The sequence below is a fragment of the Demequina salsinemoris genome (assembly GCF_000974805.1).
Classification (GTDB): domain Bacteria; phylum Actinomycetota; class Actinomycetes; order Actinomycetales; family Demequinaceae; genus Demequina; species Demequina salsinemoris.
This window is the reverse complement of record NZ_BBQZ01000007.1, coordinates 115,350-128,573: the sequence shown is the minus strand read 5'-3', so window position 1 is coordinate 128,573 and position 13,224 is coordinate 115,350. Positions and strand designations below refer to the sequence as shown.

Sequence of the window (13,224 nt, the reverse complement as noted above, 5' to 3'; positions counted from 1 at the left end):
GACGTAGCCCCTGGTGCCTGGCTAGTCTGGCCGCATGACGTGGCTGACCTCCGATGCTCACCGCCGCTGGCTCGAGGGCGAGACCGACAGGCTGCTCGCGTTCGGCCGCGACGCGCGCGACGCCCGGGGCGGCTTCGGCTACCTCGACGACTCGGGCGCGATCGACGCGACGCGCGACGTGGAGCTGTGGATCACGTGCCGCATGACCCACGTCTACGCGCTCGGGGCGCTCCTGGGCAGGCCCGGCTGCACCGCGTACGTGGACCACGGCCTCGATGCGCTGCTGGGGCGTCTGCGCGACGACGAGCACGGCGGCTGGTTCGCCGCGATCGGCGCCGACGGCCCCACGAACACGGCGAAGGAGGCCTACGGGCACGCCTTCGTGATCCTCGCCGCCGCCTCCGCCGCCGCGATCGGCCGCCCGGGCGCGACCGCGCTGCTGGAGGAGGCCGTCGCCGTCCACACCGAGCACTTCTGGGACGACGAGGCCGGCATGAGCCGCGAGTCGTTCTCGCGGGACTGGTCGGATGAGGAGGACTACCGCGGGGTCAACGCCAACATGCACACCGTCGAGGCGTACCTCGCGGCCTCCGACGTGCTGGGCGATCGCGAGCTCCTGGGCCGGGCGGCCCGCATCACGGGACGGGTGATCGACGAGTTCGGGCGCGCGAACGGCTGGCGCCTGCCCGAGCACTTCGACGCCGAGTGGAATCCGCTGCTCGACTACAACGAGGACGAGCCCGCGCACCCGTTCCGCCCGTACGGCGCGACGGTCGGGCACGCGCTCGAATGGTCGCGGCTGATCGTGCAGTGCGCATCGTCGCTCCAGCAGACCGGACGCGCGGCTCCCGACTGGATGATCCCCGCGGCGCGGGAGCTGTACGCGGCCGCGGTGCGCGACGGCTGGCATGTCGACGGGCACTCGGGCTTCGTCTACACGACCGACTGGGAGGGCGCCCCCGTCGTCCGGGAACGGATGCATTGGGTGCTCGCCGAGGCGATCGGCGCTGCCGGCGTGCTGTGGCGCGCGACGAAGGCGCTCGACTACGCGAACGACTATCAGCGGTGGTGGGACTTCGCGGGCGAGCACCTCATCGACCTGGAGAAGGGCTCGTGGCATCACGAGCTGTCGACCGCCAACGAGCTCTCCTCCACGGTCTGGGCCGGCAAGCCCGACCTCTATCACGCGCTCCAGGCGACGCTCCTGCCACGCCTGCCCGCCTCGCCAGCGCTCGCGGCCTCGCTCGCCGCGGGCAACCTGGACCGCGGGTAGCCCGGCCTCTCGTCGTCAGGTTGCCGGCGGGCGGAGGCAGAAGGACGATGCGGGCGCAGGCTCAAACCGTCAGCACGAGCGAGCCGGTGACCCCTCCGGCCTCGAGCATCGTGTGCGCCGAGGCCGCGTCGGCGAGCGGGAACGTCGCGTGGACCAGCGGCCGCACGCGTTCGGGCACGAGCGGCCACGCCGTGCGCTCCACGTCGGCCACGATCGCCGCGCGTTCGGCCAGAGGACGAGAGCGCAACGCGGTGCCGATCACCCGAGCCCGCTTCGTGAGCAGCATCCCGAGGTCGAGCTCGCCTCGCGCTCCCCGCTGCATGCCGATCACGACGAGCCGCCCGCCCGTGGCAAGCGCGCGCAGGTTCGGCTCGAGGTAGGCGGCGCCGACCACGTCGAGGATGATGTCCGCGCCGCCGAGGGCGGAGACCTCGGTCGCCCAGTCCTCGGTGCGGTAGTCGAACGCTGCCGCGGCGCCCAGCTCAAGGCAGCGGTCGGCGCGCGCGCGGCCGCCTGCCGTCGCGAGCACCCGCAGCCCGAGCGCCGCGCCGAGCTGCACCGCGATCGACCCGACGCCCCCCAGCCCCCCGTGCACGAGCATCGTCTCTCCGGGGATCGCGGACGCCTCGCGCAGGTTGGACAGCGCCGTGCAGGAGGCCTCGACGAGCGCCGCGGCCTCGACCATGGAGACGTCGGAGGGCACGGGCAGCGTGAGGGACTCGTGGATCGCGATCCGCTCCGCGTAACCGCCGCCCGACGTCAGCGCGCACACCCGGTCGCCCACGCATCGTCCCGTCACGCCCTCGCCCACCGCGGAGACCGTTCCTGCGACCTCGAGCCCCGGCCAGTCGGGAGCGCCAGGCGGCGAAGGGTAGAGCCCCCGGCGCTGGAGGACGTCCGCATAATTGACACCAGATGCCGCAACGTCGATGATGACCTCTCCGGGGCCCGCCGACGGATCCCGGAAGGTGGCTGGTTTCAGCACCTCCGGACCTCCGGATGTGGCGCAGCGGGTGATATTCATCACACTCTCCGGCCCTGTCCCGTCATAGTCACGACGGTATAGCGTCTCAGGGTGAGTCAGGCCACACGCGCTCATGTTCTCGAAGACCGGGTCGATAACAGGGAGTGCCGGCGCATACCGGATGCGCGAGGCTGACGCCTACGGGTGACGATTCGTAGGGCGAGGGAGAAGAGTCGATGCTCCAGAGAATGAGTATCCGCAGCAAGATGCTGCTGACAGTCGCTGTGCCGCTGCTTGTGCTGCTGCTCACCGGTGTCGGCGTCGTCGGATTCTCCTGGGTCGACCTCAGCTACGCCCGCAACGCCGAGACGGTCGTCGTCGCCCTCGATGACGCTCGTGACCTCGGTGAGGCGCTCACCGACGAGCGCTACTACGCGGTCAGCTTCCTCGACGCCCTTCAGATCGGGCGCAACGACCAGACCGCCGCACGCCTCGCGACGAACCAGGCCTACGGGGACCTGATCGCGGCGCTCGAGGCCTCGGAGGACACCGAAACGGCCGACCAGCTGATCAAGCGGGTCGGGTCGATGCTCGGCACCAGTGACGACTTCCTGCCCGACCTCCGCTCCGTCACGATCGAGACGACCGAGGAGGGCCTGTCCTTCCCCACGACCTCCGCGGCGAACCAGCTGCGACTCGACTACGCCGATGTCTCCGCCGCGGTCGAGAAGCTCGCCGTCAGCGCCGACGCCAGCGCAACGGGCACCACGACCCAGCTCGACACGCTTGCGGCCAGCCTCGACGCCGAGGGTCTCGCCTCGCGCATCCTCTTCACCACGCCGGTGCCGTTCCTCGAGGGCATGCTCGCGGCGTGGACGCCGACCGAGAGCGCGATCACCGAGCTGACCGACTCGGTCGCCGACATCGCCGACAACGACGACAACGCCGCGGTTCTCGCACGAGTCGCGGACGGAAACGAGCTGCTTCAGGAGTTGGAGAGCACCCGCCAGTCCGCGGCGCTCGGCTCGGCGAACTCGTCCTCGACGCTCGAGTACTACTCCGAGCTGATCGCCCTGAACCTCCAGGCCGCGAGCTCCGCGTCCGCGGCCGCCGCGGACGCCGCCCTCACGTCGCGAATCAATGCGTTCGGACGCCTGTCCGCGCTCACCGAGTCTCTCGAGTACGAGAAGATCGTGGTCCAGCGCCTCATCCTCGACGGTGAGTTCGGCGACAACGGTGAGAGCGAGCTTCGCGAGCTCTCCGTGCGCGCCGACCTCTCACTCGAGGACGCCCAGACGTCTTCGGAGATCGTCTCCACGCTCAGCGCAGTGCCGGCGTTCGCGTCGACCGCATCCGACACGACCGGCACCAACTACACCGCGATCCAGACCGCCCTGCTGCTCGGCGGCGACTCGGCGCTCGTCGCGGCGCAGGACGAGCCCTGGGTCGAGGCCGTCGATGACGAGGTCGCCCGCTACCAGCCGTTCGCCGACCAGGTGTGGGACGAGGTCAAGTCGGGCGCGACCTCCGACGTGCAGTCGCTGACCGCCCAGCTCCTCATCGTCGTCGCCGCGGTCGTCGCGGCGTTCCTCATCGCCGTCGTCGTCGCGAACGCGATCGCCCGCCGCATCGTCAACCCGCTTCGCCGCCTGACCACCACCGCGACCGCGGTCCGCCAGGAGCTGCCGCGCCTGGTGGAGCGGGTCGCGATGCCGGGTGAGACCGTGGACCTCTCCGAGGTGCAGATCCCTGTGGAGTCCGAGGATGAGGTCGGCCGTCTCGCGGAGGCGTTCAACGGCGTCAACGCGGCGACGCTGTCCATCGCCGCCGAGCAGGCCGCTCTGCGTGGCTCGATCTCGGAGATGTTCGTCAACGTCGCGCGTCGCGACCAGGTGCTCCTCAACCGCCAGCTCGCCTCGATCGACGAGATGGAGCGCTCCGAGGACGATCCCGACACGCTCACCAAGCTGTTCGCGCTCGACCACCTCGCGACCCGGATGCGCCGTAACTCCGAGTCGCTCCTGGTGCTCGCCGGCATCGACACCGGACGCCGCCTGCGTCGCCCGATGCCGCTGTCCGACGTGATCCGTACCGCATCGTCCGAGATCGAGCTGTACGAGCGCATCGACCTGCAGCTCGACGCCGACCCGCAGATGGTCGGCCACTCGGCGCTCACCACCGCGCACCTGTTCGCGGAGCTGTTGGAGAACGCCACCGTCTTCTCCGACCCCGGCACGATGGTCGCGGTCCGCACCATCGCGTCGGAGGACGGCTACGTCGTCGAGGTCGCTGACACGGGCATCGGGATGAACCCCGAGGAGCTCCACAACGCGAACTCGCGAGTCTCCTCCCACCAGGCGTCCGAGATCCTCGGCGCGCAGCGACTGGGACTGTTCGTGGTCGGCCGCATCGCCCGGCGCATCGGCGCCGCCGTCGAGATCGAGTCGAGCGAGGGAGCGGGGACCGTCGTCTCCGTCCGACTCCCCGTGTCGCTGTTCGACGACCGTCTGCAGGAGCAGCCGGCCCTCACCCGCCCGTCGGCGATGGTGGTCGACGAGGTCATCGAGAACCCGCTCACCGGGCCCGCCGAGGCCGCCGGCATGGCCCGCTCCGCTCCGGTGTCGGTGGACTCCTACGCCCCCGCCACGGTCCAGCAGGGCGCGCCCCTCTCCGGCCGCGGTGGCGACCTGCCGCAGCGCGGGGGACTCCCGACGCGTGGCGCCGGCGCTGAGGCTGCCGCATCCGCCCCCGCCTCGCCCGAGCCCGTCGTTGACAGCGGCTCCTCGGTCGAGGGGCTCATCCGTGAGGACGCCGCGTCCGCGCCCGAGGGTGCCGCGGTCGACTCGTCGAGCCTCGTCGCTGGAGCGACCGCCGCTGGCCTCCCCGCGCGCCGTCGCCGCGCCTCCGAGCCCGCAGCGCCGAGCGCCGCGGACCCGAACAGCACGAACGTCATCGGCCTTCCCGCGCGGGCGACCGCCGAGCAGCTGTCCGCGCTCGAGGGCGAGGCCGGCGCGAGCTTCACCCCCGCGGTCTCGGCATCCGAGCTCGCGCCGCAGAGCGCCGAGCAGCGCGCCGCGATGTTCCGCGGGTTCCGTTCGAGCCGCGCGGCCGACGTCCCTCCGTCTGCGGCCTCGACCGTCGACGCGTTCTTCCCTGAGTCGGGGCTCGATCCGCTCGCGCCGACCGCTCCCACCGCGCCCACCGCACGGTCCGCGCAGATGCCGGCTGACACTCCTGGTATCGGCCCCACCGCGGGAATCGCGGCGGCGTTCGCCGCAGGCATCGCCCGCGCCGACCAGCGCGCCGAGCTCAACGGCGAGGCGCCGTTGGTCACCGGACAGTCGCCCCTGATCCAGCACGGTTTCGGTGACCCGCGCAGTCAGGACGCCGAGGCGCCCGCCGACACCAGCGGCTTCGTGATCCCGCTGCTCGAGGACGACGAGCCGCGCGCGGGCGTCGAGTCGGTGTCGCTTGTCGAGGAGCCGGGCGAGGTCGTCGCGCCGGCGCTCGCGCCCGAGCCCTACTGGGAGCAGCAGGCGGCTCCGCAGGCCCCGGCCACGCCCCCGGCACCACTGCCTTCTCAGCGCGCCGTCTTCACCGCCCCGTCCGTCGCCTCCGCGGCCTCGGCAGCGACGGCGCCGAGTGCAGCCTCGGCGCTGCCCGCCCAGAGCGCCGCCCCCGCCCCGCAGGCCGAGCGTGTGTCGCTGTTCGCCCCGCAGGCCGAGCTCGCCGCCCTCGCCGAGCCCACGCCCGTGGTGGAGGTCGAGGCCGCGACGCCCGCAGCCGTGGCACCCGAGCCGGTTCAGCCTGCGCCCGCCGCCGAGGCTCCCGCGGTGCAGGTCGCGGCTCCGCAGCCGCCCGCCGTGGTCCCCGCGGCGACGCCGGCCGTCGGCTTCGACGACCTCATCGGCGACGACTCCACGGGCGAGACCGACAAGGGTGGGTTCTTCAACAGGCTCTTCGGCCGCAGCCGCAAGACCTCCGCTGTCGCGCCGAGCGCGGCAGCAGTGCTCCCGCCGGCGGCCCTCTCGGCCGAGCCCGTCGCCCTGACGCCGGCCGTCGCGCCCGCCGCCTTCACTCCTGCGCCCCCCGCGGAGCAGGCGGTCGAGCCGGTGAACCTGCCCACCGCCCAGCCGGAGGAGCCCGTGGCTCAGCCCTCGAGCCCCGCACCGAGCGCGTTTGCGCCCGCGGCCCCGAGCCCGGCCCCCGCCGCGCCGGCCCAGTCCTTCGTGGCGCCCAGCGCCCCGTCGGCGATGCCGAGCGCCCCGTCGGCGATGCCGAGCGCGCCGTCCGCGCCGACCAGCTTCGTTCCTGCGGGCGGAGGCTTCATGCCCGACGAGTCCGCTGCGTCCTCCTGGCAGGGCGAGCTCGCGGCGGTCGAGCAGGGCCACAGGGAGAGCGCCTCCGAGGTGTACTCACCGGACCAGCTGGCCGACCCCACCGGCTGGGAGCACGCGGGCGCGAGCGCGCTCGAGGCTGCCGGCCCCGCGGTGGGCTACAGCCCCGCATTCCAGATCAACCCCGAGCCCGACTCCGACGAGGGCGACCAGTCCGACGTCGCGTCGGCGGTGTTCTCGGAGTTCGCCTCGTTCGCCACCGAGCGTCCGAAGGTCCAGAAGACCAAGGCCGGTCTCGCCAAGCGCGAGCGCACCAAGGCCGCGGAGGCGCCGAAGCCGCTCGAGGCCGAGGTCAAGATCGCCGAGGCGCCTCGCGACGCCGACGCGGTCCGCCAGCGGTTCTCGAGCTTCTACTCCGGGACGCAGCGCGCACGCTCCGACGTCGCGGAGTATCAGCGTCAGTCCGAGACCCCCAGCCAGGATCAGCCATGATCTCGACCACTACCGTGCTCCGTCCCTGGAGCAGCGACACCCCCAAGGAGGAGCAGTGACCGAACTGAGTCCCGAGGCCACGAACTTCGGATGGCTGCTGGACAACTTCGTCCAGACGGTGCCCGGAACGCGCCACACGCTCGTCGTGAGCGCCGACGGTCTGCTGATGGCCATGTCGAAGAACCTCGACCGCACGGGTGGAGACACCCTGGCGGCAGTCGTCTCCGGAATGGCGTCGCTGACCCGCGGAGCCGCTCGCCAGCTCCAGGCTGGAGAGGTCCGTCAGTCGATCATCGAGATGGACGAGCTGTTCCTGTTCCTCATGTCCGTGTCGAACGGCTCGGTCCTCGCGGTCGCGGCGGACTCGACGTGCGACGTCGGCCTTGTCGGCTACGAGATGACGCTCCTGGTCACGCGTACCGAGAACGCCCTCACCCCGCAGCTCATCACCGAGATGCGGCAGAACCTTCCGGTCGATGGGCAGCTCCGCGCCTAGGAGCGCCAAGGAGGAAGTCATGAGCGACGCACACGAGCCTCTCGACGAGGAGACCTACGCCGTCCGCCCCTACGCGGTCACCGGCGGGCGCGTGAAGGCCGCCGGCAAGGACCTGCCGATGGAGGCGCTCGTCGAGTCGCTCTCCACGCCTCAGGCTCTGAGGGGTCTCACCCCGGAGAAGAAGACGATCCTGCAGCTCGCTACAGGTCAGTACCAGTCCGTGGCGGAGCTCTCTGCCCACACCCGTCTGCCTCTGGGTGTGGTCAGGGTGCTCGTGACGGACCTTGCGCAAGAAAACCACCTGAAGATCCACACCGGCGGAACGGCCGACGACGCCTCGACTCACGACGAGCAAGGCGGCCTTTCCCTGAGTCTCTTGGAGAGTGTCCTCGATGGCATCGCAGCCCTCTGACGCGTACGCGCCGGCGGCCACCGCGCCACACGTCGCGCCCACCGTCGTCAAGATCGTGATCGCTGGCGGCTTCGCCGTCGGCAAGACCACGTTCATCGGCTCGATCTCGGACATCGACCCCCTCAACACCGAGGCGGCGATGACCGAGAAGTCGATCGGTGTCGACGACGCCGGCGGCGTCAGCGACCGTAAGACCACGACCACCGTCGCCATGGACTTCGGCCGCATCGCGCTGCCAGGCGCGCTGTGGCTGTACCTGTTCGGCACCCCGGGCCAGGACCGCTTCCTCTTCATGTGGGACGACCTGGTGCGCGGCGCGATCGGCGCCGTCGTCCTCGTCGACACGGAGCGCCTGGATCAGTGCTTCCCCGCCGTCGACTACTTCGAGGGCAAGGGCATCCCGTTCGTCGTCTGCGTCAACTGCTTCGACGGCGTCGCCCGTCACCAGCTCGAGGACGTGCGCGAGGCGCTCGGCATCGGGATGGACACGCCGATCATGTACACGGACGCGCGTGAGAAGGCCGCCACCAAGCAGGCCCTCATCGCGGTCGTCCAGCTCGCGATGAAGCGTCTCAAGGGCGCCTGAGCCCCGGGCCCAGCATCGTCAGACGAGGCCGCGCCTCCGCCATGGGCGGGGCGCGGCCTCGTCGCGTCCGGGGGCGGCTAGCCTTGAGGCGTGATCTACGTCGACGGCACCGCGCTGTGCCGCTTCCTGCCAGGGGTGCGGTACTTCGAGGAGTGGAACCGTTGGGTCGTGCCCCGGATCCAGCAGGTCGCGACGACGCAGCTGGGCCTCACCGAGCTGCGTCAGGCCGCCGAGCTGTATCCGCGCGAGGAGAAGGAGAAGGCCTTCGAGGTCGTCGAGGTGATCCGCGCGAGGATGCCGCTCATCAGGTTCTCGGATCAGAACGTCACGGTCTCGACCCACGCGGCGGCAGTCCTCAAGCCCTTCGCCGCGCTGCACCTGGGTGCGGCTGCCGCGCACCCCGCGATCGACACGATCGCGACCTACGACGCCGAGCTCGCGCGCGTGGCAGCGCTGTACGGGCTCGAGGTCGTGAGCCCTGGGTTGCCGGAAGGCTGGCAGAATGGGCCCGGTGCTGCGGCGGCCCCGGCCGCCTCGCCCAAGAAGGAGAGTTGACCGAGCGGCCGAAGGTGACGGTCTTGAAAACCGTTGAGGCGTAACCCGTCTCCGTGGGTTCGAATCCCACACTCTCCGCTCACGGGATGTGCTGCGCGTTGCTCGGCGGGTCCCGCGACCGGTACCCTGGTCCCCGGCCTTGGTGCCGAGGAGACGTGACCGAGTGGCCGAAGGTGCATCCCTGCTAAGGATGTGATGGGGCAACCTATCCGTGGGTTCGAATCCCACCGTCTCCGCTCCGAGCCGACTGTGCATCGGGTCCTCTGGATTCGTGTATAGTTGTCTCTCGGCCCGCAAGGGCCACGCGCCCGTAGCTCAACGGATAGAGCATCTGACTACGGATCAGAAGGTTGGGGGTTCGAATCCCTCCGGGCGCGCTGAACGTCGAAGGCCGGGACACCAGTTCCGGCCTTTCGCGTATCCCCGCCCGAGCGGCTCCACGGCCTTCCGCGCGCCCTCCCCAGCATCGCCCGGGGCCGTGTCAGTCGCCCGCCGGCGCCTCGAGCTCCACAGGCGCCCCCGCATCGTCCAGCTCCAACCGGACGATGCTGTCGCCAGCCTGAGCGACGCCCGTCACCAGCGCGTGGCGGCCTTCGGGCAGCAGCCGCACGGTCACCGCGCCGTCATCGGCATCGTCGAGGAAGCGGGCGACAGCGTGCGACAGCCGGGTCATCACGTCGCCGTCGGCGATCGTCGTCGACCGGTCGTCGAGCAGGGTGACGTCCACTCCGCGACGGCGGGCGGCGCTGGCGGCCGTGACGATCGCGGGCGAGGTGAGGCCACGGGCGCGCACGAGGTCCCGCAACGCCGCCTCGGTGGCGCCGATCTCGCGCCTGTCGGACTCGTCGAAGCTCTCTCCCGCGACGATCCGCTCGAGCGGTCGGCTCGCGATCTCGCGCACCTCGGTCGCCCGGCGGCGCCGGATCTCGCGCCGGGCCTGCGTCATGGCCGACGCCTCGGCGGCCTGCTCGGTCAGCTCGGCGAACGCGTTGATCTCGCGCGCGGCCCTGTGCAGGCCACTGCCGAAGAGCGCGGCGACGACGAGGGTCGCGGCGTGGCTCTGAAGCATCAGCACCGCGGTAAGCGCCCCGCGCCCCGAGGAGAGGCCCCAGGCCGCGGTGATGGCCGTCATCAGCCCGAAGCCGAGCCACGCGAGGCCGCTGCGTCTGCGGATCGACATGAAGAACAGCAGCCAGGCGTTCGCTCCCTGATGCCAGGTCGCGCGCCCGAGCTCCCCCTCGACGGGGAGGTTCCACGACACCATCGTGGTGGTGAGCACCACGACCGCCACCACGAACCAGCTCTCCCGCAGCGGGAACGGGTCGGTGCCCGGTTGGATGAGGAGCGACGCGGCGACCATGACCAGCAGCACCGCGGTGAGCGAGACCCACGGGCTGCGGACCAGGTCCGCCGTCATCACGACGAAGACCATGTTCGCGACGCCGTAGAACGCGAGCAGCAGCTGCGCCTTCCGCGAGTCGAGCCTCAGGAGGCTGACCGTGTCCGTCGCGATCCGGGCGCCGACGCCGCTCATGGCCGCTTCCATCTCAGGTAGACCGACGTGCCCTCGCCGAGCGCGCTCGAGACGCCTGCGGCGCCGCCTTCGAGCGCGCTCATGCGGTCGATGATGCTCACTCGGATCCCGAGCCTGCGCGTGGATACCCGCTTGCCGTCGAAGCCTTCCCCGTCGTCGACGCACGTGACGTTCACGGCGCTCGGCCTGGCGTCGACCTCGACGCGACGGGTGACGACCTCCGCGGGGCCGGCATGGCGCAGGCTGTTGCGCAACGCCTCCCCGAGCGCCTCCGAGATGGCGACCGCCACGTCGGAGGGGATCCTCTCGTCGCCCTCCCATGCAGCGTGGTACCTCACGTCGTGCGACGCGTCGAGGGCGGTCGACCTCAGCATCGCCACGAGCTCCTCGGGAAGGTAGTCGCGGGCGGGGGAGACGTCCTCGGCGAGCCTCTCGATCTCCTCGAGCGCCTCGGCGGCCCGGTCCTGGAGGCCGTCCGTCGACGAGGGGCCGGCGGCGGCGTACAGCACCGACATGACGTCGTCGTGGACGATCGCGTTGATGCGGTTCTCCTCGCGTTCGAGCGCCTTCGCGCGAGCCTGTGCGGCAGCCTCGTCGCGCGCTCGGCCCGCGGCCTCGTCCACCTTCGCGGCGGTGCGCACGACCGCGAGCGACATGCCCATGAGGATGAGCGCGTAGAGCGTGCCGCCGATCGCGTCCTGGAAGGCGGCCGCCGCGGACTCCGCGCGTGAGGCCATCTGCGTGACCATCACGATCGGCGCCTGCGCGACGCCGTACAGCCACACCCACTGGTTCTGCCACACGACGGTCGCGATGACCGCGTGCAGCGCGTTGATCCCCTGCAGCCACGGCGCGCCGTCGAGCGAGTGGAGGCCGTCCGTCAGGCACAGCGGGAAGATCAGGTGCAGCACCGCGAACGTGATGACGGTCGCGCCTGCCACGGCCCGCATGACGCGCAGCGGGGCCCAGCGGGCGAGGACGGCAAGGCTGATCGGCGCGATGAGCCCGACGAGGATCAGCGCCTCACCGTAGACGGGCCTGAGGTACTGCAGCTGATCGGTGGCGCGCGGGAGCAGGAGCGCGGCGAAGACCAGCCCGCCGATGCCGCACGACAGGTACACGTTGCGCAGCATCCGCTCGGCGGCGGGGCCGGGGGATGTGGTGCCCGCGGTCGAGCGGACGGGAGCGTCGGGGGCGTCGGGGACCGTGGCGGCGCCTGCCATCACTCGGACGTCCCCAGGTACCCGTCCTCGACCGCCCGCTTGTACAGGTCCACGCGCGAGTGGGCGGGGCGGCCCGCCTCGGCGTACTTCTTGCGGATCCGGCTCACGTAGTCGGCGACCGTCTCCTTCGACAGCCCCGTGCGGATCGCGACCGAGGTGGCCGTCTCGCCAGAGGCGTACAGCCCGAGGATCTCCTGCTCCCGCTGGGAGAGCTTGGCGTCGGTGAGCGCGGCGTCCGCGTCGATCGCGGCCGCCCAGTCGGCGCTGAACACCTCGCGGCCCTCGGCGGCGGTGCGGATCGCGTCCAGCAGGACGTCGGGGGCCGCCGACTTGCGGATCAGGCCGAGCGCGCCTGAGCGCGCGGCCGACTGGATGAGACGGCGGTCGTCAGCGCCCGTGTAGATGAGGGCGTGGGCGCCCAACGCGTGGATCGCGGCGACGTTGTCGGCCGGCAGGGAGGCGTCCGCGAGCCGGAGGTCGAGGACGACGAGGTCGAGCGGGGTCCCGAGCGTCGCGAGCTCCGCAGCAGTCTCGACGGACCCTGCCAGCGTGAGGTCCTCGGTGGACGCGATGAGGTCGCGGAAGCCGAAGGCGATCAGCGCGTGGTCCTCCACGAGCGCGATGGTGCGCATGGGCATCGCCCACCCCCAGTCCAGATCTCTGCGCTCACTCTACTGACACCCCCGTTCTGGTGCCCCCATAAGTGGGGGCTTTTCGCGGGTGTCACCCGATGGCAGTCTCATAACAGGCTCGTCGAGAGGCGGGTCTGGTTCCAGCAAGGAGAAGTGATGCACTGGTCGGCGGAGGAATTCGTTCTCGGCATCACGGGGGTTCTGTTTGCAGGGATCGTCGCGTCCTCACGTCTGCCCAGAGTAGAACTGACCCTGACATCTCGCCGCGCGTTTGCCATCGGCGCTGTGGTGTTCGTCGGGGCCGCGGCCGCTCTGGCGACGATTGAGGAAGCGAGCTACCCGCCTTTGCTGTGGGTGCTGCCCTTGGTGCCGCTCATGGTCATCGGGGTCCTGATTCGTGACGCCTTGGCGGTGGGGGCCGCTGAGCGACGTGATCGGGACCCCGCCATGAGCGCCCAGGGGGATTCTTCCGCTCCGATCGTCGATGACGCGGTCGATGAGACTCTTCACGAGGGTCATGCCCTCGCCGCGGACCCGACCGCGCGTGCCGAGGACCTGGCCGAGATCGCCTATGCGGAGCCCACGCTGCGGCCGGTCGTGGCGGCCAACCCGGCCACGCCCGCCAGCCTGCTCGAGTGGCTCTCGTCCCTCGGGGACCCCGCCGTGCAGCGCGCCATCGGCGCCCGCACTGCGCATTGATTCAGCAGCGCACTGGCTCAG

Annotated in this window: 11 protein-coding genes and 3 tRNA genes; 10 read left to right on the top strand and 4 right to left on the bottom strand. The window is 71.2% G+C overall.

From position 1 onward, the window contains the following. The first annotated feature begins 34 nt into the window (after positions 1-34). A complete protein-coding gene (locus AOP78_RS13035) occupies positions 35-1,273 on the top strand; it encodes an AGE family epimerase/isomerase (protein WP_062205574.1) in 1,239 nt (412 codons plus the stop codon). A gap of 61 nt (positions 1,274-1,334) precedes the next feature. On the opposite strand, the gene AOP78_RS13030 is transcribed toward AOP78_RS13035, so the two are convergent. Next, on the bottom strand, positions 1,335-2,297 hold the full coding sequence (locus AOP78_RS13030) for an NAD(P)H-quinone oxidoreductase (RefSeq protein ID WP_062205571.1): 963 nt from the start codon (positions 2,295-2,297) through the stop codon (positions 1,335-1,337). Positions 2,298-2,485: 188 nt separating this feature from the next. On the opposite strand from AOP78_RS13030, the gene AOP78_RS13025 reads away from it, so the two are divergent. The 8 genes from AOP78_RS13025 (at position 2,486) to AOP78_RS12990 (ending at position 9,492) form a co-directional block, all read left to right on the top strand. Continuing rightward, positions 2,486-7,066: an ATP-binding protein gene (locus tag AOP78_RS13025; RefSeq protein ID WP_160297643.1), complete on the top strand. Its 4,581-nt coding sequence runs from the start codon at positions 2,486-2,488 to the stop codon at positions 7,064-7,066. Between the two features lie 55 nt (positions 7,067-7,121). Next, positions 7,122-7,562, top strand: coding sequence for a roadblock/LC7 domain-containing protein (locus tag AOP78_RS13020; RefSeq protein WP_062205565.1), 441 nt, complete (start codon positions 7,122-7,124; stop codon positions 7,560-7,562). A gap of 19 nt (positions 7,563-7,581) precedes the next feature. Continuing rightward, the gene (locus AOP78_RS13015; RefSeq protein WP_062205562.1) at positions 7,582-7,974 is read left to right on the top strand and encodes a DUF742 domain-containing protein; all 393 of its coding nucleotides are present in this window, start codon (positions 7,582-7,584) and stop codon (positions 7,972-7,974) included. Then, positions 7,955-8,560 (top strand): GTP-binding protein, encoded by a 606-nt coding sequence (locus AOP78_RS13010; RefSeq protein WP_062205559.1) that lies wholly within the window; start codon positions 7,955-7,957, stop codon positions 8,558-8,560. Before AOP78_RS13015 ends, AOP78_RS13010 begins: the two co-directional genes overlap by 20 nt. 90 nt (positions 8,561-8,650) lie before the next feature. Beyond that, complete coding sequence (locus AOP78_RS13005; RefSeq protein ID WP_062205556.1) at positions 8,651-9,115, top strand: hypothetical protein; 465 nt, start codon at positions 8,651-8,653, stop codon at positions 9,113-9,115. After that, a tRNA-Ser gene (locus tag AOP78_RS13000) sits at positions 9,106-9,193 on the top strand. The genes AOP78_RS13005 and AOP78_RS13000 overlap by 10 nt, the downstream gene beginning before the upstream one ends. A 71-nt stretch (positions 9,194-9,264) precedes the next feature. Next, positions 9,265-9,351: transfer RNA gene (locus AOP78_RS12995), tRNA-Ser, on the top strand. Positions 9,352-9,419: 68 nt separating this feature from the next. Further along, positions 9,420-9,492, top strand: a tRNA-Arg gene (locus AOP78_RS12990). Between the two features lie 104 nt (positions 9,493-9,596). Here the strand turns inward: AOP78_RS12990 and AOP78_RS12985 are convergent. From AOP78_RS12985 to AOP78_RS12975, 3 genes are read right to left on the bottom strand one after another with little or no spacing between them, the layout of a single operon-like run. Continuing rightward, positions 9,597-10,649, bottom strand: a complete 1,053-nt coding sequence (locus AOP78_RS12985; protein WP_062205553.1) for a DUF8320 family protein — start codon at positions 10,647-10,649, stop codon at positions 9,597-9,599. Continuing rightward, a complete protein-coding gene (locus tag AOP78_RS12980) occupies positions 10,646-11,872 on the bottom strand; it encodes a sensor histidine kinase (protein WP_062205551.1) in 1,227 nt (408 codons plus the stop codon). Before AOP78_RS12980 ends, AOP78_RS12985 begins: the two co-directional genes overlap by 4 nt. Further along, positions 11,872-12,510 carry a response regulator transcription factor gene (locus tag AOP78_RS12975; RefSeq protein ID WP_062205548.1) on the bottom strand — a complete coding sequence of 213 codons (639 nt, stop codon included), beginning with the start codon at positions 12,508-12,510 and terminating at the stop codon, positions 11,872-11,874. Before AOP78_RS12975 ends, AOP78_RS12980 begins: the two co-directional genes overlap by 1 nt. A gap of 150 nt (positions 12,511-12,660) precedes the next feature. Between AOP78_RS12975 and AOP78_RS12970 the strand changes: the two genes are divergently transcribed. Beyond that, positions 12,661-13,203, top strand: a complete 543-nt coding sequence (locus AOP78_RS12970) for a variant leucine-rich repeat-containing protein (protein ID WP_062205545.1) — start codon at positions 12,661-12,663, stop codon at positions 13,201-13,203. Positions 13,204-13,224 lie beyond the last annotated feature (21 nt).

Bases quoted from the DNA above. Each gene is read 5' to 3' on its own strand.
- AOP78_RS13035 (WP_062205574.1), top strand. From the start codon at position 35: ATGACGTGGCTGACCTCCGATGCTCACCGCCGCTGGCTCGAGGGCGAG.
- AOP78_RS13030 (WP_062205571.1), bottom strand. From the start codon at position 2,297: ATGAATATCACCCGCTGCGCCACATCCGGAGGTCCGGAGGTGCTGAAA.
- AOP78_RS13025 (WP_160297643.1), top strand. From the start codon at position 2,486: ATGAGTATCCGCAGCAAGATGCTGCTGACAGTCGCTGTGCCGCTGCTT.
- AOP78_RS13015 (WP_062205562.1), top strand. From the start codon at position 7,582: ATGAGCGACGCACACGAGCCTCTCGACGAGGAGACCTACGCCGTCCGC.
- AOP78_RS13010 (WP_062205559.1), top strand. From the start codon at position 7,955: ATGGCATCGCAGCCCTCTGACGCGTACGCGCCGGCGGCCACCGCGCCA.
- AOP78_RS12985 (WP_062205553.1), bottom strand. From the start codon at position 10,649: ATGAGCGGCGTCGGCGCCCGGATCGCGACGGACACGGTCAGCCTCCTG.
- AOP78_RS12980 (WP_062205551.1), bottom strand. From the start codon at position 11,872: ATGGCAGGCGCCGCCACGGTCCCCGACGCCCCCGACGCTCCCGTCCGC.
- AOP78_RS12975 (WP_062205548.1), bottom strand. From the start codon at position 12,510: ATGCCCATGCGCACCATCGCGCTCGTGGAGGACCACGCGCTGATCGCC.
- AOP78_RS12970 (WP_062205545.1), top strand. From the start codon at position 12,661: ATGCACTGGTCGGCGGAGGAATTCGTTCTCGGCATCACGGGGGTTCTG.